The sequence below is a fragment of the Aedoeadaptatus ivorii genome (assembly GCF_900638585.1).
GTDB classification, from domain to species: Bacteria; Bacillota; Clostridia; order Tissierellales; family Peptoniphilaceae; genus Aedoeadaptatus; species Aedoeadaptatus ivorii.
In genome coordinates, this window is the sequence record NZ_LR134523.1 from 243,596 (window position 1) to 268,594 (window position 24,999).

Genomic DNA, 24,999 nt, shown 5'->3' on the forward strand with positions numbered 1-24,999 from the left:
ATGGAAACACGCATCTTATTTTCCTGTGTGGGAAATACCGACCCCATGAATCAAAACAATTTACACGATGGCCCCATACTCCACATCATACGCAACTACCGTCCGGCGAAAGTGTATCTATACCTCTCCCGACAGATGCTCAAGTGCCATAGAGAGGAAAACCGCTATGAACCCTATATTCAAAACTTGGCGGAGCGGGAAGGATTCGAAATTGAAATAGAACGGATCGAACGGTCCGAACTGGTGGACGTGCATCTGTTCGATATCTTATTTCGCGACTTTCGAACACTGATCGAGGACATCCACAAGCAGTACCCCCAAGCGCAGATCCTCTTAAATGCCTCGTCCGGAACCCCCGGCATGAAATCGGCCCTCTCGACCTTGTCGACCTTTATGGATTTTCCGACCACCGTCGTACAAGTCGCCACCCCAAAAACCGGAACCCACGATACGCCGAAAGACGTGGACGAAAACTTTTGGGATCTGCTGTGGGAAATGAACGAGGACAATCACCGTAACTCCAAACGATGTATTGAACTGAAGAATCCAAATCTGAACTACGAAATCAAATCGGGCATTATAGCCAATCTGATAGACAGCTATGATTACGATGCCGCCTACGATATCGCCCTTTCGATTCGCGATCTCTTGGATCCGAAAGCCTTAGAGTATCTGCGGGCGCAGAAGTACAGAAAAAACCTGGACTTTGAAAAGGCAGAAGCGGGACTGAAGCACATTAAGAAAAAAGATCTGTTGACCATAGAGCATAGAGAATATCGAAATATATTCGAGTATTTCTTAAAGTGGCAGAGCGATTTGCGCGTCGGAGATTATCGAGCCTTTATGATCGAAATCTCGCCGCTGTTGGCGGGGCTTCAGAGGCGAATCATAGAAAAATACTATCCCGAGCAGCCCAGAATCAAAGACGATGCGACTTGGGAAAAACAAAAGTTTTGCGAACCTATAGAAAAGCTACTGCATGGACAATTTTCGGGATTTGCAGGTGAATTGCGCGCCTGGCAAATCAATGCGTTACTCAAAAAACTGCCGAAGATACCTTCTGAAATCACAAAAAGACTGGTAGATCTTCGTAGTGTCGAAGAAAGACGCAATCGGTTTGCCCATCAGATCATTAAAATTTCGAAAGAAGATTTAGAAGGAAGAATGAAACAGCTGGACTTTATTGTCAACGACGCCTGGTACTTGGTCAACGAACTCTGCGAATTTAGCTCTACCAGTGAGCAAATCTTCAAAAATGCCTACGATGAAGTGAACAAAAAAATCAAAGCAAGCTTATAATCTTGCGAAGTGCTATACTATAAGAGGAGGAGCAATGTGAGCTGCGGGAACCTTTAAATTTAAGGGCAATTTTTTACAAAATCGGCCTGCCTCCCGCAAATCGCATCTAAGCCCCTCTTGCCGACGGGCGTACAGCGCCCGGGGTAGAACCAAAAAAAGCCCCTAACGGGGACGGAAACAAAATTTTCTTTTTTCATTTTTATATCTCCTTTTCTGATCGTAGAACCAAAAAAAGCCCCTAACGGGGACGGAAACTGTCCTCGACCTCCACCTCGACCCCCTTGCCATATTTGAGGGTAGAACCAAAAAAAGCCCCTAACGGGGACGGAAACCTCAACGATTTTAAGGTCAAGCATGCCACACAAACGTACAAGTAGAACCAAAAAAAGCCCCTAACGGGGACGGAAACTCGGAAAGTTCTTCGTAGGTTCTCGGTTTAATTACTTCAATGGTAGAACCAAAAAAAGCCCCTAACGGGGACGGAAACACAAAGCGGGCATACCCGATGCGGATCGGGCTGCTAAAGAGTAGAACCAAAAAAAGCCCCTAACGGGGACGGAAACTTGATTTGCAAATGATCAGTCAACAAGTCCGCCAAATCGTAGAACCAAAAAAAGCCCCTAACGGGGACGGAAACTTAATGCGCGGCTTTTGTAGTCCAATTTTGTGTTTTTGTGTAGAACCAAAAAAAGCCCCTAACGGGGACGGAAGCTCTTCTTCTCCTCCATTGATTAGTACGAGTTCGTAGTTGTAGAACCAAAAAAAGCCCCTAACGGGGACGGAAACTCTCGACATGACAGTTCTTCTACCAATTCTCGCGTAGAATAGTAGAACCAAAAAAAGCCCCTAACGGGGACGGAAACATACCATCGATTTATCCTTTCTTCGTCGACATCGTAGTGTAGAACCAAAAAAAGCCCCTAACGGGGACGGAAACAGGCTTTCGCAAAAACCTTCATATTCTCATTTTTAATTCTATGAACCAAACAAGCCCCTAACGGGGACGTAAGGCGTACAAGCCAATGGTTTCTTGCAAAAGTCTATGTTCCGCCAACGATGAGAATTCTCTAAAAAAAACAGCCACAGCGATTTCGCTGTGGCTGTTGCTATATGGAAGATTTCTTACCGTAGCCCTTCGATATAGCCGAATAGTTTTTCCAATGTCGATGCCAGTTCGCCGCGGGATACGGGGCGTTCGGCGTCAAAGGTTTTGCCTTCCAATATGCCCATATTTTCCAAGGCGCGCGCCGCATCGGCATACCAATGGCGGAATTCCGTTTTGTCTGTGAATGCAGACGGGGTGGCGCTATCCATGGGAAGGCCCGCGTTTTTAAGGAAACGGTAGAGGATGGCGGTCAGCTCGGCCCGGGTCATTACGCGGTCGCCGCCGAAGCTGCCGTCTTCGTAGCCCTTGGCAATGCCTTTGGCCTTTGCCCAGGTGGCGGCCTCTTCGTACCAGCGGCTTTTGCGTCGGCGAAGGGGACTGCTTTCGCATGGGTCTTGTCCTTGCTCATGCGGTAGAGCATGGTAAAGAATTGGGCGCGGGTGGTGCCGGTCTCGGGCGAGAAGCGATTGTCGCCGATGCCGTTCATCATGCCGCGAGAAGCGGTGTTTTGGATGGCTTGTTCGTAGGGCGTGCCTTTTATATCGATAAAGACGGGTGTTTTTACGATTCCTTTGGGAGGAATGGCGATTTTTGCGAAAAAGGCGACTTTATCGAAAGGCTTGTTGGCTTGAGATCGGGTGTGGTCGTCTTTGCAGGCGGGAGCCAGATGCCCGATGCCCACGGTCTTGCGGGCGGTTGCGGCCATGTGGGTTTTTCGGGGGTAACTGGGCTTTCGGGATCCTTGCCGGCCTCGCTCTTTACAAATGTTCCCTTGTCCTTGTCGCCGTTTTTGATGACGAATTGTACTTTTAATTCGTCGAGCGGTTTCGGTGCCGGATTTTTCGTAAAGGACCAGCTGCCGACGAATTGAATGTGATCGCCTTCGACGTATTGTACGGCGGGGTTCCAACCCTCAAATTTCCACTGAGCGTAAAGCTGCCCGGCTTAGAGGTATCGAAGTTTTCGGTATCCCATATTACAGGGACTTCCATGGTTTCGGTGGCGACCGATGCGGGTGCCGGCTCGATGCCGTCGACGGGAGAAGGTGGTGCAACAGAAGTATTTTTGTCGAGGTTTTTGATCCCCATGTTTTGATCCAGGTCGATAACCAAAGCATGGCGCTCCTCCTCGGAATTGTCTTTTGTCAATCGATATTTTTGACCGCCATTTACCCAGCTCAGTACACTTTTCTCAGAACTTCCGAACTTATAGACGACGCGGTTTTCATATACCACGGAATAGTTTCTGCCGGCCATCCATTCTAGCCTGTCCAGGGTTACATAGCCGTTCTGGACAGTATAGGCATAGAAATTTCCCCAGTGATCTTTTGAGAGACCGAGCTTCAGAGTGATGGGGTCCGTCACTAGCTTTCCGTTTTGTGTAACGGCAAGCTTCAAGACGTCGCGCTTTTTCTTGGTAGAATGTATGAACGTACCCAAAGGTTCTTTGTTCGCTTCCCTATTTGCTCGACTTCTGCTTTTGTTGTTGTGGGCAATCTGCCTTCATTATCGCCGACATAAAGCGTCAAATCGTTAGCTTTTGTAGCGTGAATTCGGTACGCAGTCTGTTCAACTGTGTATGTATTTTCGGAAAGAGCCGAGCTCTTATAGAAGTCGGAGAACGTGCCATTAGCATAGGCTGATTCGGTACCGAAACATAAAATCGCACACATGGTAAATGCGAGTAATAGAGATGCGTGTTGTCTTGCTTGCATGAATGCCTCCCATCTAAACAAAATAAAAATTTATATATCGTACAATCATATAATATTGAATAGACTGATAAATGGGAAGGAGAATACCGAATAACTATCTTGAGTTTTACGGTGAGATATTATATTAAATAGATAATTTCTATTCTAAAGTGGAAGTGTTTTGAATGGTCTTAGGTTTTTGTACTAGCGGCCGGTATTATAATGCGGAGCGAGGAAATTATTCTGAGTCGAAAGATCTCTTTCGCTAGATAGAGTCCGCAAAGAAGCCGGGGCCGAACCGTACGAATAGGATTTTATCGTCAATGTGTCACGCAATAGCCCACTGGAGATCGTTCATGACCTAACAGAAATCTTTGATTTCGTCGTAGGTCAGATGTCGCGCAGTCCAAATCTTTGATTTGGCTAACGAAAGCGGCCCGACTCCGCTCAGGATGACAGGGGCGGGGAGTATGGTGCGCCCGACTTCGCTTCGGATGACAGGGCCTTGTTCTGCACATTTGCTCTTTATTGTCATCTTGAGCAAGGGGCGAAGCCCCGCGTCGAAAGATCTCTTTCGCTAGATAGAGTCCGCAAAGAAGCCGGTGCCGAAACGCACGAATAGGATTTTATCGTCAATATGTCACGCAATAGCCCACTGGAGATCGTTCATGACCTAACAGAAATCTTTGATTTCGTCGTAGGTCAGATGTCGCGCAGCCCAAATCTTTGATTTGGCTAACGAAAGCGGCCCGACTCCGCTCAGGATGACAGGGGCGGGGAGTATGGTGCGCCCGACTTCGCTTCGGATGACAGGGCCTTGTTCTGCACATTTGCTCTTTATTGTCATCTTGAGCAAGGGGCGGAGCCCCGCGTCGAAAGATCTCTTTCCCTACATAGAGTCTGCATAGAAGCCGGTGCCGAAACGCACGACGTCTCTTTCTGTTTGGGGGAATAATACACGCAATAGCCCACTGGAGATCCTTCGACTCCGCTTCGCTCTGCTCAGGATGACATGGATGGGGAGTATGGTGCGGCCCGACTCCGTTCAGGCTGACAGGGGTGGGGGTGCAATAGCCTTTGGAGCGGCGCGACTCCGCTTCACTCCGCTCAGGCTGACAGGGGCGGGGAGTATGGTACGCCCGACCTCGCTTAGGATAATAAGGGTGGGGGCAATAGCCTAAAGAGCGATTGGCTTCCCATCCAAAGATCTCCATTTCGACAAAGCATTGACAGAACCGAGCTGTTATACTACAATTAAAACAGTTATAACACAGGAGGGCCTACGCTGAATATTCACATACGAAATACCGACAACGAGCCGATTTATCTGCAAATCGCCCGTCAGATTCGCGCGCAGATTGTATCCGGCGTTTTGCAGGAAGGGGAACAGTTGCCTTCGATCCGCGTGCTCGCCAAGGAGCTTAAGATCAGTATGCTTACGGCGAAGCGGGCGTATGACGAGCTGGAAGCGGAAGGGTTCGTGAATTCGGTACAGGGAAAGGGAAATTTTGTCGCGCCGCAGAATCGCGAATTTCTGCGGGAGGCGTATTTGAAGAAGATGGAAGCATTGTTGCAGGAGGCATCGGATCTCGCGGCTATGGCGGGGGTCGATGACGAAGCGTTGTTGCGTATGCTGTCGAATATGTTGGAGGGAAGGTATGAATAAATCGGCGATTGCGCTCTACGAAGTGGTGAAGCAGTTGGGAGAATTTCGCCTGGGACCCATTGATTTTTCGGTGCCGCAGGGGTCGGTGGTCGGCTTTATCGGCCAAAACGGAGCGGGTAAGTCGACGACAATGAAGCTGATTTTGGGTTTGTTGCGCGCCGATTCGGGCACGATTACCGTATCGGATGCTCCCATCGGCACGACGCAGTATAAGGATTCTATCGGGGTGGTGTTCGACGATCTCTTTTTGCCGGAGGAGATGGACGCGAAGGCCGTAGAGGCGTTTGCGGCGCGGGTGTATTCCCATTGGTCGAAGGAGCGGTTTTTTTCGTATATCCGGCGCTTCGACATTCCCGAGACGCGCATTCTGAAGCAGTATTCCCGGGGGATGAAGATGAAGCTGTCGATCGCGATGGCACTTTCGCATGAACCGAAGCTATTGCTTTTGGATGAGGCGACGAGTGGGCTGGATCCCATTGTGCGGGAAGAGATTCTCGACATTCTTCGGGATTATATGGCAGATGGCGAGCGGACAATTTTGATTTCATCGCATATTCTTTCGGATTTGGAAAAGATCGCGGATTATATCGCCTTTATTCACAAGGGGCAGTTGCTGTTTATGGAACCGAAGTACAGGCTGGAAGAAGAATACGGCATCTTAAGGATTTCGAAGGAAGAGGCCAAGGAACTGGATCCGGCAGCGGTGATCGGAAGGCGCGACAATGCGTTTGGCGAGGAGATATTGGTTCGTCGCGACCGCATCCCCGCCGGGATGGCGATGGAGAGGCCGTCGATCGAGGAGATTATGATCTTTTTTGTGAAGGGGGCAGAAGTATGCGGGCGTTGATTATTAAGGATTTGGCGACGATGAAAAAGAGCCTTGTGCTGGTGACGGTGCTCGCCGTGGCGATCGGCTATGTGGGCATTTCGCAGGAGTCGCTGTTGATGGTGGCGGGGTTGAGTGTGATGATCCCCATTATTTTGAGTTCGATCTCCTTCGGCTACGATGCGCGCTCGAATTTTCAGCAGCTCGCCTTTTCGATGCCGATTTCGCGTCGCGAATATGTGTTGAGCAAGTTCTTTTTTGCCTTTGTCTTCGGGCTGGCGGGGGCGATCGCGATTTTCTGCGCCCGCATCGCCGGGGGCGAGGGTTCGGTGGCGACGGCGCTGATTCTTTCCCTCGCGGTGCTCTTTATAACGCTATTGGTGCTCGCCGTGCAGCTTCCCTTTATTTTGCGATATGGTGCGGAGAAAGGGCGGCTGATTTTGGTGGTGACGTATTTTGTGATCTTCGGTGCCGTGCGGGTACTCAGGGATTTTCCCGGTCTCTTGCCGAATCGCTTGTTCGGCGGCGTGTCGCTCGTAACGGCGGGGGTGGTGTTTCTGCTCGCAAGTGCCCTCGCTACATATGCGCTGTATCGCGTGTCGGTGAAGGTGATGGAAGAGAAGGAGATATAATCTATCACAAGGCGACGCGTATCCTTTTAGACACAAAAACGGCTCCGTTTTGCCGCGGAGCCGTTTTTGTGTTCTTATTCTTCGTCTTCGTCCTCCTCGAGATCCAGCAGTTTGATCTCCACCCGGGCGATGCGCTTGTCGGTAACGCCGAGGGTGGTGAGTTGAATGCTGTTGTCGTAGAGGACGGTATATTTTTTGGTGTCGCCGGCTTCGGGAATAAAGCCCAGCCGCTCGATGGTAAGGCCCGAGATGGTCTCGTGGTTTTCGCTCTCGAGTTCCAGGTCGAGGAAGTCGTTGATGTCGTCGATGTCGGTCATGCCGTCGGCGACATAGGTGTGTTCGTCGAGCTTTAAGATGGGAAGAATGTCGTCGTCGTATTCGTCTTCGATTTCGCCGACGATTTCTTCGACGATGTCTTCGATGGTGACCATGCCCGCCAGGCCGCCGTATTCGTCGATGAGGATGGCGAGGTAGTTTTTGGTGGTCTGAAGTTCCTGCAGCAGGGTGTCGATGTTTTTGGTTTCGGGCACGAAGTAGGGTTTTTTCATGACCTTATCGATGTCGATGGAGCGATAGTTTGCCTTGGCGTATTCTACAAAGAGGTCTTTGATGTAGATGGTGCCGACGATGTTGTCGGGATTTTCTCGATAGACGGGTGCGCGGGAATAGCCGGAGCGCAGCATTTCTTGAATTTTATCGGTGTCGAATTCGTCGTAGTCGAGCATATATAGGCCCGTGCGGGGGGTCATGATCTCGTAGGCGAGTTTGTCGTCAAACGCCATAATGTTGACCATCATAACTTCGCCGCTTTCGTTGATGACGCCGTGTTGCTGGCCCACTTTGAGATAGCTCTTGATTTCTTCTTCGCTGATGTTTTTTTCCACATCGGTGGAATATTTTCCCATCATTTTCAGAATGCCGGTGGTGGTGAGGCCGGTGAGTGCCACAAAGGGAGAGACCAAGGTATAAAAGCCCGAAATAAATTTAACGCGCTTTAAGGCGATGCGCTCGGCGTCTTGGAGCGCCAACCGCTTGGGAACGAGCTCGCCCAAGACGAGGGTAATGTAGGAAAGCAAGATCAGGACCAGCACAAAGGCGATGGTGTGGCCGTAGGGCACGCCCGCACGCGCTAGCGCCGTGCCGGGATAGGCGGCGAGGTCTTTGGAAGCGATGGCGGCGGCAAAAAACCCCGCAAGGGTGATGGCCACTTGTATGGTCGCCAAAAAACGCGTTTGATCGCGCGTGATCTCCAAAAGCAATTTGGCGCGGCGATTGCCGTCCTCGGCGAGTTCTTTGATGCGCTGGGGATTGGCGGAAACGACGGCCATTTCGGTGGCGGTAAAGAATCCGTTGATCCAGGTGAGCGCGGCGATGATCAAAAGTTGGGGCAGTATCTGCGGGCCCGGGTCCATGTGTGCATTCCTCCTTTGTTCTTAATTTTCATTATACCCCGTATCGTCTTCTGTGCCTACGTTTTGCGGCGTTTCTATCCCATTTTCCTTCTGGTATACTGAACGTATGGAAAACGCATAGAAAGGATGATCCAATGATAGCCAAAGATGTAATGGAATTTATAGATCGCAGTCCCACCTCGTATCATGTGGTGGATAACATCCGCATGATGGCGGCGGGTTTTGTAGAATTAGACCCGGCGGAAGCGTGGCAGCTCGAAAAGGGCGGTCGCTATTTTCTCGTCAACGACGACGGCGCGGTGGTGCTGTTTCGCATGGGGAGCGACGATCCCGAGACGATGCTCTTTCGGATTGCCACCAGCCATTCGGACAGCCCGGGCTTTCGCCTGTTGCCCGGCGGCATAGAAGACGGGGACGACCACGTGCGTTTGGACGTGGAAGTGTACGGATCGCCGATTTTTTCCGCCTGGATGGACCGGCCATTGTCGATCGCGGGGCGGGTGTTGGTCCACGACGGCGACGCGGTACGGAGTCGCTTGGTGGATTTTAATGCGCCGGTAGTGACGATCCCCAATCTTGCGTTGCACTTAAACGGCGAGGTGAACAAAGGGCACGTCTATAAAATAGGAAAAGATCTCGTGCCCATCGGGAGCGCCGCCTGGAAGGACGGCGGATTTTTGCGCGCCTTGGCAGAACTCGCCGATGCGCGCCCCGAAGATGTGCTCGACTACGACTTGTACCTCTACCCCTACGAAGCGTCGTCTGTGATCGGGGCGGAGGAAGAGTGGATTCAGGCGCCGCGCCTCGACAATCTCGCCACCGCCTATACGGCCGTGCGGGCGCTGTTCGATGCCGATGCACCGGCAGATACCACCGCGGTGGTGCTGATTACCGACAACGAAGAGATCGGGAGCACCACCAAAAGCGGCGGCGACAGTACCTTTTTTGCCAATACGCTCCGCCGCATCGCGAGAGGCGCCGGGGAAGAGGGTTTTTACCGCGCGCTGGCACGCAGCTTTATCCTATCGGCCGATATGACCCACGCCTCGCACCCCAACTATCCAGAGCGGGGCAACAAGAGCTGTGCGCCGGTACTGGGCGGGGGCGTCACGGTAAAGGTGGCCGCCAGCCGCAGCTACGCCACCCAGGGCATGAGTGCGGCGCGATTCAAGTATTTGATGCGCACCCTGGGTCTTACGGTGCAGGACTTTGCCAATCCCCACGGCCAACGGGGCGGCACGACCATCGGTCCTTTAGGGCTCCGCCATTTAGATATCCTCTCTGCCGATGTGGGGATTCCGCTTTGGTCTATGCATTCGGTGCGCGAAACCGTCGCCGCAAAGGATGTGGACGATATGTACCGCGCTTTCGTGGGGTACTTCCGGTTTTAGGAACCGCTCAGAATGCCGCCGAGAGGCGGTTTTTTTGATGGAACGGTTCCGAATGCGAAAAAATACGACGCGGTTTTTTGTCGCATTTCCGAAAGATTTTATACTGATAGCCGCCGCAATTTGCAGATTATAAAATATATGGGTGTTTTTACGCCGATATTTCACAAATTTCCCTTATCTTCTATATTCTTTCCCCAAAATTGGTATAGGTTATAGTGTGAATAGGAGGAAATTCTTTTGAAAAAAATAATGATCATCGCCCTGGCCTATGTGGGTGTACTTACCGGTGCCGGACTTGCATCGGGTCAGGAGCTGTTGCAATATTTTACCGCATTCGGCAAAAAGGGCTTGATCGGCGTCCTCCTGGCAGGGGTATTACACGCCCTGGTAGGCGGTGCGATCCTGCAGCTGGGTTCGTATTTTCGCGCCGACGACCATCAGCAGGTCTTAGATGAGATCGCGCCCTCCGGTCTGGCGAAGTTTCTCGACATCGGGCTGGTGATTACCTGTTTTGTGGTCGGCTTTGTCATGATCGCCGGCGCCGGCAGCAACCTGCACCAGCAATACGGGCTCGCCCCGTGGATCGGTTCCGCCATTTGCGTGGCGCTCACCATCGTGATCGGCATGATGGACTTTAAGAAGGTGGCGCAGGCGATCGGCGCCTTTACGCCGGTGATCGTCGCCTTTATCGCGGTCGCCGCGATCTATACGCTGTGGGGATTCGACGGCGATTGGGATGCGCTGGACGCGGTGGCCCGCATCATTCCCACCAATCTCCCCAACTGGCAGCTCTCGCTGGTGAACTACTTCGCCATGTGCATGATCACCGGCACCAGTATGGCGCTGGTGCTCGGCGGGAGCGTAATGTATCCGAAGAAGGCGAAGCGAAGCGGGCTGATCGGCGGCGGCATCGTCGGCGTGATTACGGCACTATTGGGCTTTACGTTATTCGTAAAGGTCGATGCGGTAAAGGATGCGGATCTGCCGCTTCAGCTTTTGGTATCGGAGATCCACCCGGCATTCGGGGTGATTATGTCCGTGGTGATCTACGGCATGATCTTTAATACCTGCATCAGCCTGTTTTATGCCCTCGCCTCCCGCTTTAGCGGCGGCGACGACAAGCGCTTTAAGTGGCTGCTCGTGGGCATCACTTTGGTGGGCTATGCCGTCAGTTTTCTCGGCTTTAAGCGCCTGATCTCGATTATGTATCCGATCCTCGGCTATATGGGTATGGTGCTGATCGCCACTTTGATCTATGGCTGGGCAAAGAGAAAGCGCGCCATTCTCCGCGAAGACAAAAAACGACACGCCATCACACAGATTTTGGCGCGCAAACATACCGACACAAAGAAATTTACCCCGAGGGACCAAGAGCGGCTCGAAGCCATGGCAGAAGATGCCCATGTGGATCTGGAAGATATCGATGCCTTTGTCAAAGAGGTGGTCGAGTTCGGGGAAGCCTATTGAGAAAGTGCCTGCGGGCACTTTTTTGCTTTTTTTGAAGATTTCGGACCGATTCGGTGTAAGTATAGTATAGAGAGGAGTGGGAGAATGAAAAACAGACGGAGGGGACTTTGGGCCTTCGGCCTCGCCGCATTGGCAATTCCCCAAGTGGCGCGCTGGGTGCGCAAGGAGTGCTCGGTCAAAGCGATGCTCGACTGGCAAAAAGAGGGCATGTTCGATGCGGTGCAGATCCTCTACGAAGACGAGGCGCGCATCGACGGCATCTATTATTCGGTGGTGGACCGGCTGCCGCTGTCCTTTTCCATTCTAAAGGCAGAGCGTCCCGAGGGACTTTTGCAGGTGGTACACGGGGCACAGGAGCACAAAGGCTATTACGAGGATTTTGCGCAAAAAATGGCGGAGGCGGGCTTTACCACCCTGCTTTCGGACAACCGGGGGCATGGCGATTCGGTGTCTACGGCGCATCCGCGGGGCTTTATCTCTTCCATAGACGATATCGTCATCGACCAATACGCCCTGGCGGTATATTTTAAGCGGCGCTTCCCCGGGCTTTCTCTCGCCATGTTCGGCCATTCGTTCGGTTCTTTGATCGTACGAAACTTTATCATGCGCCACGACGACATACTCGACAAACTGATAATGACCGGCGTGGTGGCCTATCCCCCTTCGGCGCACTTCGGTCTCTTTGTGGGCAATGTGGAAGGCTTTTATACCGACGAGCAAAAGCGCGGCTTTTTTATCCGCATGATGGACCACAAGACCAAGGCGGCGCTCCATACCGTAAGCAACAACGCCGATTTTCTGCGCGCTTTCAAAGAAGATCCGTTGGTAATCGAAAACTACACCAATGGCGGCGCCATGGCGATTTGGGAGGCGGCGGCGCGGCTCAAGGACTACGGCCGGTATTTGGTCAAAAACCCAAATCTCGAAGTCCTCGCCCTAAACGGCACCCGCGACCCGTTGACCGCAGGCGCCAAGGGACTCGCGGATACGGCGAAGACATTTTACCGCTTGGGGTATCATAATTACGAGAACATCGTCTACCCCGCGATGTGCCACGACTTGCTGCACGAATCGGCGAGTCGGTATATTTTTGAAGACATGCAGGAATTTTTACAACGATAACAGGAGGCATACTATGGCAGTACTGGAACTTACCCTCGTGCCCATCGGCACCCAAACGACATCTTGCAGCGGCTATGTGGCAAAGGCATACGACGCGGTCAAAGACGACGAGAAGATCGACATCCGCCTAAATCCCATGGGGACCGTGCTCGAAGGCGAGATCGACGATCTGTTCGCCGCCGTACGCAAAATGCAGGAAGCGGTTTTTACCGCCGGCGCTCACCGGGTGTATTCGGTGGTAAAAATCGACGATAGGCGCGACAAAAAAGCGAATCTCGACCAAAAGGTCAATTCCGTAATGGAGAAACTCATCTAGGTCCGTAAACGGAGATTCTTTGTGTTAAAATATCCCCATGGAAGGGATGAGTTATGGATAAAAAACAATCGTTAAAAAAACCGCTGAACGAACATTCCAAGATCGATAAGGCCATCGCGGTCTTAAGCGGAAAGGGCGGGGTCGGCAAGTCCATGTTTACGGGCCTGTTGTCCTCGGAAATGCGCCGCCGAGGCCATTCCGTGGGCGTGCTCGATGCCGACATTTTGGGGCCTTCAATCCCCAAAATCTTTGGCGCGGACGAGACGGTCTTTCAGACGGAAAAGGGGATTCGCCCCATCAAGACCTCTTCGGGCCTGGAGCTGATGAGCGTCAACTTGATCCTCGAAAGCCCCACCGATCCCGTGCTGTGGCGCGCGCCGGTGGTGGGCAATATGCTGACCACCTTTTGGAGCGACGTATATTGGGGTGAGAAGGACTATCTCTTTGTGGACATGCCGCCGGGCACCGGCGATGTGGCGCTCACCGTGTTTCAGACCATGGACATCGACGGCATCGTCATCGTTACCTCTCCCCAGGATCTGGTGTCGATGATCGTGGAAAAGGCGCTGAATATGGCGAAGATGATGGGTATTCCCGTGGTGGGGATCGTCGAGAATATGAGCTATTTTGTGGCGCCCGACACCGGCGTTCGATACGATATCTTCGGCAAGAGCAAAACCGAGGCGATCGCAAAAGAGCGGGGCATTCCCTTTTTGGGGGCGCTTCCCATCGATCCCAAACTCGCCGAAGCGGCGGATGGAGGCTCTATCGAATATTACCAAAACGACGCCCTACAAGCCGTGGGCGATGCGCTGGAAGCCTTCGAAAAGAGACAAAAATAGAGAAAACGCCCGCGGGGGCGTTTTTTTATGACGAGTTTTAACAATGGCAAAAATATGTCTAAATCGGCGGTTTTTTGCCCCTTTCGACGCATTCGGACGGCCGGTGCGGTTTTTTCCCACGCGGTTTCGGTATATACTATAAATAGAAACAGTACAATCGAACAGGAGGAAAAAAGATGGATAGGGATGTAATCATCGCCTTGGACTTTTCTTCCCGCGACGAAGCGGCGCGTTTTCTCGCCCCCTTTGCCGATGCGGAACAAAAGCCCTATGTAAAGGTGGGAATGGAATTGTTTTATGCCGCCGGGGCGGATTTTGTGCGGGATCTGAAGGCGAAGGGATATAAAGTCTTTCTCGACCTGAAACTCCACGACATCCCCAACACCGTCGCTGGGGCGGTGGCCTCTCTTGCGGCGCTCTCTGCAGATATGCTGACCCTGCACGCATCGGGCGGGCGCGAAATGATTCGCCGCGCCCGAGAAGCGGCGGATGCGTGGGACCGGGCGCCGATCCTATTGGGCGTCACCGTCCTCACCTCCTTCGACGACGCGTCCCGAAGCGAGGTGCTCTTGGGCGAAGGCCATACCGCCGAAGAAGCGGTACTCGCCCTGGCCGATGTGGCGCTCGATGCGGGCTGTGGGGGCATCGTGTCCTCGGCCATGGAGGGAAAGGTGCTCCGGGAAAAGCTCGGCACAGATTTTCCCCTCGTGTGCCCGGGCATTCGGCCCGCGGGTACAGAGGTCGGCGATCAAAAGCGAGTTGTCACCCCGGCGGATGCCCGCGATCTCGGCGTAGACTATATCGTCGTCGGACGGCCCATTACCCGGGCAGAGGACCCCTTGGCCGCGTATCGCGCGATTTGTGAAGAATTTTTAGGAGGAAATCGGTGAAAGAAGTATGTGAGATCTTATTGGACATCGGGGCGGTAAGCCTTTCGCCCCAGGCGCCCTTTACCTGGGCGAGCGGCATCAAAAGCCCCATCTACTGCGACAACCGCCTTATCCTCTCGTATCCCGAGGAGCGCGAAGTGGTCGAAAAGGCACTGGCGGAGACCGTGCAGATGCAGTTTCCCGGTGCCGAGGGCATTTTGGGAACCGCCACAGCGGGCATTCCCCACGCCTCTTATATTTCGTGGATCCTTCACTTGCCGGCGGGCTTTATTCGCTCCAAGGCCAAGGATCACGGCAAGAACAAGCGCATTGAAGGGGCGTTCCGCCGCGGACAAAAGGTCGTGATCGTCGAAGACCTGTTTTCCACCGGCGGCAGCTCCATCGACGCCGCCAAAGCGGCAGAAGAAGAGGGGCTCGAGGTAATGGGCATCCTCGCCATCTTCAGCTATGATCTGAAGGCGGCGGAGGAAAACTTCCGCGCGGCGGGCTTTCGCCACGTGGCCCTCGCGAACTTTCCCGAACTCGCCCTGGTGGCGCGCGAACGGGGCGATCTCACCGCAGAAGACATCGAAAAACTGGAGAAATGGAGAATGAACCCCCGCGACGAAGGGTGGTTCCGATAGGAGGTCCCATGAACTGGTCCGGATTGTTACAACGCAAAATGCCCGGGGCGTCCCGGGTGGTGTCCGATCCCGATCGCCTAAAAAAATTGGCGAAGGACGGGTTTTCCATCGTAAAGGGAAAAAAGAAATTTTCCGAAGTGCAAAACGAGATCACGACCCTGATCACCATGGTCACCGATTCCGTGCGGGGCAGCTACAAGGGCTTGGGCAAAAAGAACCTGCTGATGATCGTGGCGGGGTTGATCTACTTGGTCAATCCCCTGGATATCGTACCGGATTTTATCTTCGGCATCGGTTTTGCCGACGACTTGAGCGTGTTGGTGTATATCATCTCCAAACTCAGCGAGGAAATGGCGAAATATAGATTTTGGAAGAAAGGGGAGGTCGAGACCGAAGAAGCGCCCGATTTGGAGGGCTATACGGTCATCGAAGATGAAAAATAACAGGAGGAACCCATGAAAAAGACAGCGACTTTGTTGGCAGCACTCCTTTTGGCGACGAGCGCGGCCGCATCGTACGAAAGCGTCGCCTACGCCTCCGCCGTCGAGGCGCGCGTCGATAAGGGCGTCGTCGCCGTACACCACGGCAGGGTCGCCGAAGACGGCAGCGTGCGCGGCATATTTATCGACAAAATTCTCTCCGGCGCCCGGACCGTCACCGGCATCGCCGCCGTAGAAAAAGACATCGTCGTAAAAAACGAAAAGGGCGTCGTGCTCGGGCAGGGCAAAAGCGACGAAAACGGCAGATTTTCCGTCGCCCTCAGCCGCAGCATCCAAAAGGGCGAAAAAATCGTCGTAGAGGATGCCTCCCAAGGCGCGGCGGAAGAAGTCGCGGTCGCCGTCGCTTCCGAGGGGCGCGCCGCCTATGTTCGGGGAAAGAACAACCGTATGCGTCCGGACGACGGCGTATCCCGCGCCGAGGTGGCCATGATGCTCGCACGGTTGCGCGCGGGGCGTATGGACATTTACGGCAAGAAAAAGACCGGCTACAAAGACGCCTCCCACGCGTGGTTTACCACCGCCGTCGACGATATGAGCCGAATCGGCGTCTTAAAGGGCTACCCGGGCAACAGCTTTCGGCCCCACCGCAACATGAGTCGGGGCGAATTCGCCGCCGTGCTTTCGCGCATGGCGCCCGTATCCGATCGCGATACGCACCCCTTTACCGACGCCGCCCGCCACTGGTCGAGCAAGTCCGTGGGACGCGCCTACAACGCCGGCTACTTACAGGGCTATCCCGACGGGCGCTTTCAGCCCGAGAAGAAAATCACCCGCGCCGAAGCCGTCGCCATACTCAACCGCGCAGCGCATCGCAATACCGCCGCCGCGAGCTTTCGCGACACGCGGGATATGCACAAACTCACCGGCTTTATCGACGTGCGCCCCGATCACTGGGCGTACTTCCACATCCTCGATGCGGCAAACGACCACCGCATTGGCGAGAAGAGCGATGCCAAGGACGTCGATCAATGGATTCGCGTGGAGTGATCGAGAAGAACCCGAAAGGGTTCTTTTTTATTGTGGGGATTGGTATTTGGTATCTTGAGCGGGGGAGGGGCGTGCGCTCCGGCAACAGCTTCTTTGCGGGCTTTAGGTTGGGGAGAGATTCTTCGACTCGGAACGAGTTCCTCGCTCAGAATGACAAAGGGGCGTGACAAGAACCTATCATCCTGAGCGGAGCGCAGCGAAGTCGGGCCGCTGCGTTGGCCAAATCAAAGATTTGGACTGCGCGGCATCTGACCTACGACGAAATCGAAGATTTCTGTTAGGTCATGAACAATCTCCGTCGGCTATTGCGGGTCGACAGGTTACACGGTACCCACTTCGGGTCTTATTGCCCGAAAGAGAAGGTACATCGTGCGGTTCGGCAATGGCTTTGTTGTGTACTCTGTATAGGGAAAGAGATCTTTCGACGCGGGGCTTCGCCCCTTGCTCAAGATGACAATAGGGGGTGTGGTCGACGGGTTGCGCGGTCTCTACGGTGTGTTCTATTGCTCAAAATAAAGGAGGGTCGTGCGTTTCAGCCCCGGCTTCTATGCGGGCTTTAGGTAGGGAAAGAGATTCTTCGACTCGGAACTAAAGTTCCTCGCTCAGAATGACAAAGAGGGAGGATCGTGTGTGGCGGCAGAGGCCATTGCGTTTAATATCCTTGTCATCCTGAGCGACGCCGAAGACGGAGTCGAATGGATCTCCGTCGGCTATTGCGGGTTGAAGGATTGTACGGTACCTATTGCGTGATGTATTACCTGAAACAGGAGGAGGGGGAGGCTCGTGCGCTCCTGCAATGGCTTTGTTGTGTACCCCGTGTAAAGAGAGAGATCTTTCGAAGCGGGGCTTCGCCCCTTGCTTAAGATGACAATAGGGGGTGTGGTCGACGGGTTGCGCGGTCTCTACGGTGTGTTCTATTGCTCAAAATAAAGGAGGGTCGTGCGTTTCGGCACCGGCTTCCTTGCGGGCTTTAGGTAGGGAGAGAGATTCTTCGACTCGGAACGAGTTCCTCGCTCAGAATGACAATGGGGGAGGGTCGTTCGTTTCGCACCGGCTCCCTCTTCTCCACAAAAAAACCGCCCCTTGGGGCGGTCCTCTTTCCACTATTCCTTTGAAAGGTCGGTCTGTTTCTTTTTGGTCTGTCCGTCGCCGGTCTTGGCATCGGTCTTAGTCGAGTTCGCCTTGGTCCCGGTTTTGGTCGCGGTGCTGTCTTTTGTCGCAGCGGTCTTTTTGTTATCCGTATCGTTCGAGGTTTTCTTTGTATCGTTCGTAGTCGTCGTCTTTTTCGTATCGTTTGTCGTGGTCGCGGACGGTTTCGTATCGGTTTTGGTATCCTTTTTATCGGTCTTTTCGTCGTCGCTTAGGCGATCGTCGACTTCGGCGTACTTTTTTTCCATATAGCGAAGCAAGGCGTCGTCGCTTCCGTCGACGCGGTAGAATCCGTTGGTGGCGTGGGTGGGCGCCACGGTGCCGTCGGCTTCATCGCGGTAGAAGATGATGTATTCTCGGTTGGGGGTAAGTCCCTTGGGGGCGGGAAGTTCAACGGTGCTCAGGGCGCCTTTGTAGTTTTTCACGAACTCGAGCCCCACCTCTCCGTTGGCGGCGGTGGAAAGTTCCACCAGGGCGATATAGTCGCTGGCGTCTTCCAATGCGGCGTAGCGGGTTTTTTCATCTTCGCTTTCAAAGAGCTCTTTTTCCTTTTTTTCCCGATCGCCTTCGGGGTCGTAGTCCGCATTTTCGTCGGCGGTGTCTTTGTCTTCTTCGCCATTCGTCGTATTTTTTTCGCCGGCGGCATCCCGTTCGGCGGCGAGGGCCTCTTCGCGCTGTGCCTCTGCATCGGCGGTGTCTTTGGCACCGTTGCCGCAGCCGAATAGGAAGAGGCAGGCCGCCAAGAGGGGTACGAGTTTTCTGAATTTCATGCTAAACCTCCGTCAGTGCCCGGTGGGCGTTTCGCAAGTCTTCGATTATACTCAGGTGCTGGGGACATATGGATTCGCAGCGGCCGCAGGCGACGCAGGCGCTTTGGTCGGTGCCGGCGGCGGTGAGCTTTGTATAGCTCGCTTTGTTCTTGAGTTCGCCGTAGGTATATAGGTTGTTGTAGAGTTTAAAGATTTTGGGGATCTCTACGCCGGCGGGGCAGGGCAGGCAGTATTCGCAGGCGGTACAGCCCACGGCGGTGCGGGCGTCCAAAATCTGCTTTGCCATGCGGTAGCTTTCGGTTTCTTCGCTCGAAAGACAGCCCGGCGTCGCCTCCGAGGCGGTGGCGATATTGTCCTTTACCTGCTCCATGGTACTCATGCCACTCAAGACCACCGAAACCTCGGGGCGGTTGAACAAAAAGCGCAGGGCGTGGGAGGCCATGGTGCGCTCGTCGGAAAAGAGCGCCCGCACGTCGTTCGGCGGATAGGCGAGTTTGCCGCCCTTGACCGGCTCCATAATCACGACCGAGATGCCGCGCTCGCCGGCGGTCGAAAGGCCCGTCAGGCCCGCTTGGTGGTAGATGTCCATGTAGTTCAGCTGGATCTGGCAAAAATCCCAATCCCGATAGGAGAGGATTTCTTCGAATACGCTGTATTCGTCGTGGAAGGAAAATCCCAGATTGCCGATCAGCCCCTCGGACAGAGCGCGTTCCATATCGGAAAAGGCATCGAGGGCGAGGAGGGCCTCCCATCGTTCTTTATCCAGTGCGTGGAGCAGATAAAAATCCAGGCGATCGGTCTGAAGCCGCGCGAGTTGCGATTTCAGCAGGCGGTAAAAGTCACCCTTTTCCTTTGCCTTCCATACGGGACATTTGGAGACGAGAAAGATCTCGTCGCGCCGCCCGTTTTTGCGAAAGTATTCGCCCAAAAAGATCTCCGATTGTTCTCCGTGGTAGGGATATGCGGTATCTATGTAGTTGACGCCGTGGTCGATGGCGTAATCCAAAATCTCTGTGGTGAGCGCTTCGTCGATGTGGCTGTTGTCGCCGTCTACGACGGGAAATCGCATACATCCGAAGCCCAGTTGCGAGACCCGATGCTCGTCGGGGGTAAAACTTCTGTATAACATAGATGACCTCCTTTTCATGATTATACCATAGGGACAGAGGGCGGACTGTGGGAAAACGGAGAAAAAACTTGCGAGATAGTGATATAATATCCCTATGAAACTACCGGCTGATATAAAATATATATGGAACCGCTTTGCCCAAGCGGGCGCAGAAGTGTATGTGGTGGGCGGCGCGGTGCGGGACTCACTTATGGGTAGAGTCCCCCACGACTACGACCTCACCACGGCAGCGCTTCCCAACGAGATCGTGGAAATGTTTGCCGATCACACCACCTTTCGCGCCGGCGCAGCCTATGGCACCGTGGGCGTCGCGATGGATTCGGGGGTGGTGGAAATCACCACCTTTCGGGTGGACGGCACCTACGGCGATAGCCGCAGGCCCGATTCGGTGCGCTTTACCCGCTCTTTGGAAGAGGACCTGGCGCGGCGCGATTTCACCGTAAACGCCATGGCATACAGCCCGGAGCGGGGCATTGTGGATCCCTTCGGCGGACGTGACGCCATTCGAAGACGCGCGATCGAGACGGTGGGGGATGCGGAGCTGCGCTTTCGAGAAGATGCATTGCGCATACTTCGAGCGCTGCGCTTTCGGGGACAACTGGGTTTCGATTTGACGGAATCGGTACGAACGGCCATCCGCCGAGAGCGGGACCGCCTCAGCGCCCTTTCCGGCGAGAGAATCGCCGATGAAATGGGTAAAATACTAGCAATCGAGCGGCCGTCCACGGTGTTTTACGAAATGGAAGCCCTGGGCGTGCTAGCGGTGCTTTTTCCCGAACTCGTGCCCACCGTAGGCTACGACCAAAGGAGTCCCTACCACGACAAGACGCTGTTCGACCATATTTTGTGTGTGGTGGATCATACACCGCCCAAGCTCCCCGTCCGCTATGCGGCGCTCTTTCACGATGTGAAAAAGCCCGACACATTGAGCATAGACGAAGACGGCAAAGGCCACTTTTTCGGCCACGACACCTTGGGCGCCGAGACGGCGGCCGAGATCCTTCGGCGCTACAAGGCGTCAAAGCGCCTGGTGCACGAGGTTTCGGCGCTGATCCGCGAGCATATGAAGGTGCACGATGTGATGACCGACCGGGCGCTCCGGCGGCAGATTCGGCGGGTGGGCGAAGAGTATATTTTAGACCTATACGATCTGATGGCGGCGGATATGGCTTGTACCTACGGCGCCAGAGATATTTCCTTTATAATAGAACGCAAGGCGCGCATACGCGCGTTGATGGAAGAAGGCGTGCCCAAGCGATGCGATCTCGCCGTAGACGGCAACGATTTGATCGAAATCGGCATCGCGCCCGGCCCCCTTATGGGGAAAATCCTCGGGGAAATGGAAGCGCGCTTTATCGACAATCCGGAGGAGAACGACAAGGCGCATTGGCTCGCCTATGCCGAGCGGCGCTACGACGAGCTCCGAGGAGACGACAGGAGGAACAGATGAAACTTTTCGGAACCGACGGAATACGCGGCGTGGCCAACGAGGACCTTACGCCCGAACTCGCCATGCGCACCGGCGCCGTCCTGGGCGATCGGATTGCAAAGAACAGCGCGGAGCGTGGCTTTGTGCTCTTGGGGCGAGACACGAGAAAGTCCGGGGAGATGCTCGCCTCCGCCGTCGCGGCGGGTATTATGTCCGCCGGCGTGGACGTGGTGGACCTTTCGGTCATCCCCACCCCGGGCGTGGCGTATTTGGTGCGCAAATACGGCGCCCGGGCGGGCATCGTCATCTCCGCCTCCCACAATCCCTATCCCTATAACGGCATCAAAATCTTTGCCGATACCGGCTACAAACTGCCCGATGCCGTAGAAGAGGAGATCGAAGCCCATATCGTCGACGATCACTTTCAACCCCGCCGCGCGGTGGGGGCGGCGGTGGGGACCTACCGCCGGGAATTTACCGGCGCGGGCGACTACGAGGCCTATCTGAAAAGCCTTATCGGCGGCGACCTGAAGGGCTTAAAAATCGCCATCGATCCCGGAAACGGCGCGCTCTATGCCATGGCGCCACGGGTGCTCACCGAACTCGGCGCCGAGGTGATCGCCATCTCCACCGCACCGGACGGCGAAAACATCAACGCCGAATGCGGCTCCACCGCGCCGGAAAAGATCCAACTACTGGTCAAACAAACCGGCGCCCATATCGGATTTTCCTTCGACGGCGACGCCGACCGCATCATCGCCGTCGACGAGACCGGCGCCATCGTAGACGGCGACCACATCCTCGCCATCTGCGCCGCCCAACTCAAGGAAAAGGGCGAACTCGACGGCAACACCGTCGTCGGCACCGTGATGACCAATATCGGACTGGATCGCTACTTGAAGGAACAGGGCATCGACCTCATCAAGACCAAAGTCGGCGACCGCTACGTATTGGAAGCCATGCGCGATGCGGGCTATGTACTCGGCGGCGAGCAGTCGGGGCATATTATCTTCAGCCGCTACAACACCACCGGCGACGGCCTCGCTACGGGCCTGCACCTATTGGACGTCCTAAAGGAGCGGGGCGTTCCCATGAGCGCGCTGAACGGCCTGATGACATCCTATCCCCAGGTCCTCGTCAACGCCACGGTGGACAAACACAAAAAAGAAGCCTATAAAGAACATCCTGGCATACAAAAGCGCATTCGCGAAATCGAAGCCCGCTTTCAAGACGAAGGACGCGTCGTCATCCGCCCCTCCGGCACCGAACCCTTGGTGCGGGTGATGATCGAAGGCGAGGACCAAGCGGTGTTGGACCGGGAAGCCCGGGCCCTGGCCGCGTACATCGAAAAGGAGTTGCAATGACAAAGATCAGAATCATCGCGGATACCTCCGCGGACTTTACCCGAGAAGAAGCGGAAGCCATAGATCTTATCTTCGTGCCCTTTACCATCGAAGTGGGGGGAAAGACCTATGTGGACGATTACGACGTAGACATTGACGCCATGTATAAAGATATGGCGGCGTCGAAAGATCCCATCCGCACCGCCTGCCCCTCGCCTTACCATTATGAGACGGCACTGGAAGAAGCGGATGCCGACGCGGTGTTCGTCGTCACCATCTCCTCGAAACTTTCCGGCAGCTACAACGCCGCCTATACCGCCGTGGAGCGCTATAAGCGCGAACACCCCGATCGCAAAGTCGCCTTGATCGACTCCAAATCCGCCTCCGCCGGCACCGCCAATGTGGTGGATCGGATCGCATCGGGCATCGAAAAGGGTGCGGACTTCGACGAAATCTTGCGCGATGTCGAACGCTATGTCGACGAGCAGACCACCTTCTTTATCCTCGAGACCATGGACCAACTCGTGAAAAACGGCCGCGTCCGCAAACTCACCGGACGCGCCATGAACGCCTTAAATGTAAAGCCCATCATGCGTTCTAACGACGGCAACATCGAACTGCACCAGGTCAACCGGGGCTTCAAAAAGAGCCTGGCGCGCTTGGGCGAGCACATCGTAAAAATGGCAAAGGAGAAGAGCTACGAGCTCATCACCATCTCCCATTCCGAGGCGGAAGAGAAGGCGAAAGAGCTCAAAGACATCATCGCCAAAGAGATCTTCGACGTCACCATCCGCATCGTACACACCAAGGCATTGGCAAGCGGTTACGCCGACTTCGGGGGCATCGTCGTCGCCCTATAGAAATCTTGCATTTTCCCGAAATTTGGGGTAACATACACGTATATACTCTGCGAAAATTAGGAGGACAATTATGGCAAAAGGAAAATTTGAAAGAACGAAACCGCACGTAAACGTCGGCACCATCGGTCACGTCGACCACGGCAAGACCACCCTGACCGCAGCGATCACCTACGTTCTCAACAAGAGATTCGGCAGCGGTGAATTCGTAGACTACGAAAACATCGACAAAGCCCCCGAAGAAAGAGAACGCGGCATCACCATCTCCACCTCCCACGTGGAATACGAAACCGACAAGCGTCACTACGCCCACGTGGACTGCCCGGGTCACGCCGACTACGTCAAGAACATGATCACCGGCGCGGCACAAATGGACGGTGCGATCCTCGTCGTCAGCGCGGCAGACGGCCCCATGCCCCAAACCCGTGAACACATCCTCTTGTCCCGTCAAGTAGGCGTACCCAAAATCGTCGTCTTCTTGAACAAACAAGACCAAGTCGACGACGACGAACTCATCGAACTCGTCGAAATGGAAGTGCGCGACCTCTTGAACGAATACGACTTCGACGGCGACAACACCCCCATCACCGTGGGTAGCGCCCTGAAAGCCCTCGAAGATCCGGACGGAGAATGGGGAGACAAAATCGTCGCCCTTATGGAAACCGTCGACGAATACATCGACGACCCCGTTCGCGACGTCGACCACCCCTTCCTCATGCCCGTAGAAGACATCTTCTCCATCACCGGTCGCGGTACCGTAGCCACCGGTCGTGTTGAAATGGGTACCATCAAAGTCAACGACAACGTAGAAATCGTCGGCCTTACCAACGAAAAGAGAAGCGTCGTCGTCACCGGTGTGGAAATGTTCCGCAAACAACTCGACCAAGCAGAAGCTGGCGACAACGTAGGCCTCCTCTTGCGTGGTGTTCAAAGAGACGAAATCGAACGTGGACAAGTATTGGCAGCCCCCGGCACCATTCACCCCCACACCAAATTCGAAGCCGAAGTCTACGTCCTGAGCAAAGAAGAAGGTGGACGTCACACCCCGTTCTTCAACGGCTACCGTCCCCAATTCTACTTCAGAACCACCGACGTAACCGGTAACATCAGCCTGCAAGAAGGCGTAGAAATGGTAATGCCCGGAGACAACGCAACCTTCTCCGTAGAACTCATTACCCCCGTCGCCATGGACGAAGGCCTGCGCTTCGCAATCCGCGAAGGTGGCAGAACCGTCGCATCCGGCGTCGTTTCCAAAATCGTCGAATAAGAACCGAAAGAAAAAGAGCGCGGCACGCCGCGTTCTTTTTTGTGGGTAAAAAGGCTGTTGGTGGCGTTGTGCGCTATTAAAAACAAAAGGTACGTCGTGCGTTTCGGCAATGGCTTCGTTGCATACCCCTTGTAGGGAGAGAGATTCTTCGACTCGGAACTAAAGTTCCTCGCTCAGAATGACAAAGAGGGCGGTTCGTGAAAAAACAATTGTCATCCTGAGCGGAGTGTAGCGAAGTCGGCCGCTCCGTTAGCCAAATCAAAGATATGGACTGCGCGGCATCT

At 54.3% G+C, this 24,999-nt stretch carries 24 protein-coding genes and 1 CRISPR repeat array; of the genes, 17 read left to right on the forward strand and 7 right to left on the reverse strand.

All coding sequences use genetic code 11. The annotated features are described in order from the left end of the window. Nucleotides 1–1,299, forward strand: coding sequence for a type III-A CRISPR-associated CARF protein Csm6 (csm6, locus tag EL294_RS01165; protein ID WP_126464708.1), 1,299 nt, complete (start codon nucleotides 1–3; stop codon nucleotides 1,297–1,299). 143 nt (nucleotides 1,300–1,442) lie between these two features. Next, a CRISPR array of direct repeats spans nucleotides 1,443–2,236; the repeat unit is 36 nt; unit sequence GTAGAACCAAAAAAAGCCCCTAACGGGGACGGAAAC. Nucleotides 2,237–2,421: 185 nt separating this feature from the next. On the opposite strand, the gene EL294_RS01170 is transcribed toward csm6, so the two are convergent. From EL294_RS01170 to EL294_RS01185, 4 genes are all read right to left on the reverse strand, one after another. Continuing rightward, a complete protein-coding gene (locus EL294_RS01170; RefSeq protein ID WP_503487458.1) occupies nucleotides 2,422–2,718 on the reverse strand; it encodes an S-layer homology domain-containing protein in 297 nt (98 codons plus the stop codon). Beyond that, nucleotides 2,673–3,110 (reverse strand): S-layer homology domain-containing protein, encoded by a 438-nt coding sequence (locus tag EL294_RS08230; RefSeq protein ID WP_126464710.1) that lies wholly within the window; start codon nucleotides 3,108–3,110, stop codon nucleotides 2,673–2,675. The genes EL294_RS01170 and EL294_RS08230 overlap by 46 nt, the downstream gene beginning before the upstream one ends. Nucleotides 3,111–3,213: 103 nt before the next feature. Further along, nucleotides 3,214–3,768: an Ig-like domain-containing protein gene (locus EL294_RS01180; protein WP_126464711.1), complete on the reverse strand. Its 555-nt coding sequence runs from the start codon at nucleotides 3,766–3,768 to the stop codon at nucleotides 3,214–3,216. 29 nt (nucleotides 3,769–3,797) lie between these two features. After that, the gene (locus EL294_RS01185) at nucleotides 3,798–4,118 is read right to left on the reverse strand and encodes a hypothetical protein (protein WP_126464712.1); all 321 of its coding nucleotides are present in this window, start codon (nucleotides 4,116–4,118) and stop codon (nucleotides 3,798–3,800) included. Between the two features lie 1,312 nt (nucleotides 4,119–5,430). Between EL294_RS01185 and EL294_RS01190 the strand changes: the two genes are divergently transcribed. Genes EL294_RS01190 through EL294_RS01200 form a run of 3 tightly spaced genes read left to right on the forward strand, consistent with a single transcriptional unit; the run spans nucleotide 5,431 to nucleotide 7,221 of the window. After that, entirely contained in the window at nucleotides 5,431–5,763 is a 333-nt protein-coding gene (locus EL294_RS01190; RefSeq protein ID WP_269471187.1) for a GntR family transcriptional regulator, read from the forward strand. After that, on the forward strand, nucleotides 5,756–6,610 hold the full coding sequence (locus EL294_RS01195; RefSeq protein WP_126464714.1) for an ABC transporter ATP-binding protein: 855 nt from the start codon (nucleotides 5,756–5,758) through the stop codon (nucleotides 6,608–6,610). The genes EL294_RS01190 and EL294_RS01195 overlap by 8 nt, the downstream gene beginning before the upstream one ends. Next, nucleotides 6,598–7,221, forward strand: coding sequence for an ABC-2 transporter permease (locus EL294_RS01200; RefSeq protein WP_126464715.1), 624 nt, complete (start codon nucleotides 6,598–6,600; stop codon nucleotides 7,219–7,221). The genes EL294_RS01195 and EL294_RS01200 overlap by 13 nt, the downstream gene beginning before the upstream one ends. A 74-nt stretch (nucleotides 7,222–7,295) precedes the next feature. Here EL294_RS01200 and EL294_RS01205 read toward each other — a convergent pair whose 3' ends face one another. Continuing rightward, nucleotides 7,296–8,633: a hemolysin family protein gene (locus EL294_RS01205; protein WP_126464716.1), complete on the reverse strand. Its 1,338-nt coding sequence runs from the start codon at nucleotides 8,631–8,633 to the stop codon at nucleotides 7,296–7,298. A 134-nt stretch (nucleotides 8,634–8,767) separates the two neighbouring features. Here EL294_RS01205 and EL294_RS01210 point away from each other — a divergent pair, with 134 nt between their 5' ends. From EL294_RS01210 to EL294_RS01250, 9 genes are all read left to right on the forward strand, one after another. Then, complete coding sequence (locus EL294_RS01210; protein ID WP_126464717.1) at nucleotides 8,768–10,024, forward strand: M18 family aminopeptidase; 1,257 nt, start codon at nucleotides 8,768–8,770, stop codon at nucleotides 10,022–10,024. Between the two features lie 237 nt (nucleotides 10,025–10,261). Beyond that, nucleotides 10,262–11,491 (forward strand): YkvI family membrane protein, encoded by a 1,230-nt coding sequence (locus tag EL294_RS01215; protein ID WP_232006488.1) that lies wholly within the window; start codon nucleotides 10,262–10,264, stop codon nucleotides 11,489–11,491. An 84-nt stretch (nucleotides 11,492–11,575) separates the two neighbouring features. Next, nucleotides 11,576–12,613, forward strand: coding sequence for an alpha/beta fold hydrolase (locus EL294_RS01220; protein WP_126464718.1), 1,038 nt, complete (start codon nucleotides 11,576–11,578; stop codon nucleotides 12,611–12,613). 13 nt (nucleotides 12,614–12,626) lie between these two features. Further along, nucleotides 12,627–12,929 carry an MTH1187 family thiamine-binding protein gene (locus EL294_RS01225; protein ID WP_126464719.1) on the forward strand — a complete coding sequence of 101 codons (303 nt, stop codon included), beginning with the start codon at nucleotides 12,627–12,629 and terminating at the stop codon, nucleotides 12,927–12,929. 53 nt (nucleotides 12,930–12,982) lie between these two features. Further along, a complete protein-coding gene (locus tag EL294_RS01230; RefSeq protein WP_126464720.1) occupies nucleotides 12,983–13,771 on the forward strand; it encodes an Mrp/NBP35 family ATP-binding protein in 789 nt (262 codons plus the stop codon). Between the two features lie 176 nt (nucleotides 13,772–13,947). Continuing rightward, the gene (gene pyrF, locus EL294_RS01235; RefSeq protein WP_126464721.1) at nucleotides 13,948–14,661 is read left to right on the forward strand and encodes an orotidine-5'-phosphate decarboxylase; all 714 of its coding nucleotides are present in this window, start codon (nucleotides 13,948–13,950) and stop codon (nucleotides 14,659–14,661) included. Beyond that, a complete protein-coding gene (gene pyrE, locus EL294_RS01240) occupies nucleotides 14,658–15,284 on the forward strand; it encodes an orotate phosphoribosyltransferase (protein ID WP_126464722.1) in 627 nt (208 codons plus the stop codon). Before pyrF ends, pyrE begins: the two co-directional genes overlap by 4 nt. A gap of 8 nt (nucleotides 15,285–15,292) precedes the next feature. Beyond that, nucleotides 15,293–15,727, forward strand: a complete 435-nt coding sequence (locus EL294_RS08000; protein ID WP_232006489.1) for a YkvA family protein — start codon at nucleotides 15,293–15,295, stop codon at nucleotides 15,725–15,727. A 12-nt stretch (nucleotides 15,728–15,739) separates the two neighbouring features. Beyond that, on the forward strand, nucleotides 15,740–16,771 hold the full coding sequence (locus EL294_RS01250; RefSeq protein WP_126464723.1) for an S-layer homology domain-containing protein: 1,032 nt from the start codon (nucleotides 15,740–15,742) through the stop codon (nucleotides 16,769–16,771). A 1,103-nt stretch (nucleotides 16,772–17,874) separates the two neighbouring features. Here the strand turns inward: EL294_RS01250 and EL294_RS01255 are convergent. Continuing rightward, nucleotides 17,875–18,690: a hypothetical protein gene (locus EL294_RS01255; RefSeq protein WP_126464724.1), complete on the reverse strand. Its 816-nt coding sequence runs from the start codon at nucleotides 18,688–18,690 to the stop codon at nucleotides 17,875–17,877. A gap of 1 nt (nucleotide 18,691) precedes the next feature. Continuing rightward, nucleotides 18,692–19,819, reverse strand: coding sequence for an aldo/keto reductase (locus EL294_RS01260; protein ID WP_126464725.1), 1,128 nt, complete (start codon nucleotides 19,817–19,819; stop codon nucleotides 18,692–18,694). A gap of 94 nt (nucleotides 19,820–19,913) precedes the next feature. On the opposite strand from EL294_RS01260, the gene EL294_RS01265 reads away from it, so the two are divergent. The 4 genes from EL294_RS01265 (at nucleotide 19,914) to tuf (ending at nucleotide 24,715) form a co-directional block, all read left to right on the forward strand. Further along, a complete protein-coding gene (locus EL294_RS01265; protein WP_126464726.1) occupies nucleotides 19,914–21,269 on the forward strand; it encodes a CCA tRNA nucleotidyltransferase in 1,356 nt (451 codons plus the stop codon). Next, on the forward strand, nucleotides 21,266–22,612 hold the full coding sequence (gene glmM, locus EL294_RS01270; protein WP_126464727.1) for a phosphoglucosamine mutase: 1,347 nt from the start codon (nucleotides 21,266–21,268) through the stop codon (nucleotides 22,610–22,612). Before EL294_RS01265 ends, glmM begins: the two co-directional genes overlap by 4 nt. After that, a complete protein-coding gene (locus EL294_RS01275) occupies nucleotides 22,609–23,451 on the forward strand; it encodes a DegV family protein (protein WP_126464728.1) in 843 nt (280 codons plus the stop codon). Before glmM ends, EL294_RS01275 begins: the two co-directional genes overlap by 4 nt. 70 nt (nucleotides 23,452–23,521) lie before the next feature. Then, on the forward strand, nucleotides 23,522–24,715 hold the full coding sequence (gene tuf, locus EL294_RS01280; protein WP_126464729.1) for an elongation factor Tu: 1,194 nt from the start codon (nucleotides 23,522–23,524) through the stop codon (nucleotides 24,713–24,715). Nucleotides 24,716–24,999 lie beyond the last annotated feature (284 nt).

Coding starts and splice junctions, on each gene's coding strand:
- csm6 (WP_126464708.1), top strand. CDS start 1: ATGGAAACACGCATCTTATTTTCCTGTGTGGGAAATACCGACCCCATG.
- EL294_RS08230 (WP_126464710.1), bottom strand. CDS start 3,110: ATGGCCGCAACCGCCCGCAAGACCGTGGGCATCGGGCATCTGGCTCCC.
- EL294_RS01185 (WP_126464712.1), bottom strand. CDS start 4,118: ATGCAAGCAAGACAACACGCATCTCTATTACTCGCATTTACCATGTGT.
- EL294_RS01195 (WP_126464714.1), top strand. CDS start 5,756: ATGAATAAATCGGCGATTGCGCTCTACGAAGTGGTGAAGCAGTTGGGA.
- EL294_RS01200 (WP_126464715.1), top strand. CDS start 6,598: ATGCGGGCGTTGATTATTAAGGATTTGGCGACGATGAAAAAGAGCCTT.
- EL294_RS01205 (WP_126464716.1), bottom strand. CDS start 8,633: ATGGACCCGGGCCCGCAGATACTGCCCCAACTTTTGATCATCGCCGCG.
- EL294_RS01210 (WP_126464717.1), top strand. CDS start 8,768: ATGATAGCCAAAGATGTAATGGAATTTATAGATCGCAGTCCCACCTCG.
- EL294_RS01220 (WP_126464718.1), top strand. CDS start 11,576: ATGAAAAACAGACGGAGGGGACTTTGGGCCTTCGGCCTCGCCGCATTG.
- EL294_RS01225 (WP_126464719.1), top strand. CDS start 12,627: ATGGCAGTACTGGAACTTACCCTCGTGCCCATCGGCACCCAAACGACA.
- EL294_RS01230 (WP_126464720.1), top strand. CDS start 12,983: ATGGATAAAAAACAATCGTTAAAAAAACCGCTGAACGAACATTCCAAG.
- pyrF (WP_126464721.1), top strand. CDS start 13,948: ATGGATAGGGATGTAATCATCGCCTTGGACTTTTCTTCCCGCGACGAA.
- EL294_RS08000 (WP_232006489.1), top strand. CDS start 15,293: ATGAACTGGTCCGGATTGTTACAACGCAAAATGCCCGGGGCGTCCCGG.
- EL294_RS01250 (WP_126464723.1), top strand. CDS start 15,740: ATGAAAAAGACAGCGACTTTGTTGGCAGCACTCCTTTTGGCGACGAGC.
- EL294_RS01255 (WP_126464724.1), bottom strand. CDS start 18,690: ATGAAATTCAGAAAACTCGTACCCCTCTTGGCGGCCTGCCTCTTCCTA.
- EL294_RS01260 (WP_126464725.1), bottom strand. CDS start 19,819: ATGTTATACAGAAGTTTTACCCCCGACGAGCATCGGGTCTCGCAACTG.
- EL294_RS01265 (WP_126464726.1), top strand. CDS start 19,914: ATGAAACTACCGGCTGATATAAAATATATATGGAACCGCTTTGCCCAA.
- glmM (WP_126464727.1), top strand. CDS start 21,266: ATGAAACTTTTCGGAACCGACGGAATACGCGGCGTGGCCAACGAGGAC.
- EL294_RS01275 (WP_126464728.1), top strand. CDS start 22,609: ATGACAAAGATCAGAATCATCGCGGATACCTCCGCGGACTTTACCCGA.
- tuf (WP_126464729.1), top strand. CDS start 23,522: ATGGCAAAAGGAAAATTTGAAAGAACGAAACCGCACGTAAACGTCGGC.